This window comes from Gordonia amarae NBRC 15530 (assembly GCF_000241345.1).
Classification (GTDB): domain Bacteria; phylum Actinomycetota; class Actinomycetes; order Mycobacteriales; family Mycobacteriaceae; genus Gordonia; species Gordonia amarae.
Genome location: NZ_BAED01000031.1, coordinates 1 through 1,141, shown reverse-complemented (window position 1 = coordinate 1,141; position 1,141 = coordinate 1). Strand labels below are relative to the sequence as shown.

Sequence of the window (1,141 nt, the reverse complement as noted above, 5' to 3'; positions counted from 1 at the left end):
TCGTCGCCACCGATGACGATGTATTCGCAGCGGCGACAACCGGCTTCGACGTCACCACGCAGTGGCCCCTGCGGGTCATCCTCCGCGACAGCAGCACTGACGGTTCCACCTTCTTTATCCCTGAGGCCGATGCGACGAAGGAGCGAGGGTCACGAGGGGTCCGGCGACCCGAGAGTCATGACGCCCCCACCCCGGCCGGCGATTACCTCCTGGCGGTGGTGGCCCACCACATCGGTCTGGACGGCGAGTCGATGCTGCCGTTGGTGACGGACCTGGTGCTCGCGTACTCCGCTCGTGCGCAGGGTGATTCACCATCCTGGGCGCCACTTCCGGTGCAGTTCGCCGATTTTGCGATCTGGCAGCACGAAGTGCTCGGCTCGGCAGGAGACGCCGAATCGGTGATCGGCCGCCAGCTCGGGTACTGGAAGGACAGGCTGGCCGGTCTGCCGGATGTGCTGGACCTTCCGGCCGACCGTCCGCGTCCGCTGGTGGCGTCGTACGCAGGTGCGGACTTCGGATTCGACGTCCCGGATCAGGTATCGGCCAGGATCGCTGAGCTAGCGCGGAGCCAGGGCGTCACCGAGTTCATGGTGGTGCATGCCGCGCTGTCGGTGCTGCTCGCGAGATTGACTGCCACGCAGGATATCGCGGTGTCCACGCCGGTCGCCGGTCGTGGTCAGGCGGTGCTCGATCCGCTTGTGGGCATGTTCGTGAACACGCTGGTGTTGCGGGCGGGTGTCGAGTCGTCGATGTCCTTCCGGGAGCTGCTGGAGCAGGTGCGGGTGGGTGATCTGGATGCGTTCGCGCATGCGGATGTGCCGTTCGAGTCGGTGGTGGAGGCCGTCGATCCGGTGCGCAGCGAGGCGTTCGCGCCGCTGGCGCAGGTGATGCTCTCGTTCAACCCCGGTGCGTCGGTTGCCGAGGCGCGGGCCGAGGTCGGTGACCTCAAGATCACCCCGATCTCCCTGGACGAGGTTCCCGCCCAGGTGGATCTGTCGGTGGTCGTGTCATCGGGCGGTGCCGATCGCCCCTGGAGCGGTGTGCTGCGGTACGCCACGGATCTGTTCGACGAACAGAGCATGGCTGTACTGGCCGACCGTTTCGTCCGTCTTCTGGACGTGCTGACCGCGGAACCCGATGT

Annotated in this window: 1 protein-coding gene; it reads left to right on the top strand. The window is 66.5% G+C overall.

What is annotated here, in order from left to right; all coding sequences use genetic code 11:
- On the top strand, positions 1–1,141 hold a 1,141-nt coding region (locus GOAMR_RS08600; protein ID WP_005185678.1), incomplete at both ends, for a condensation domain-containing protein.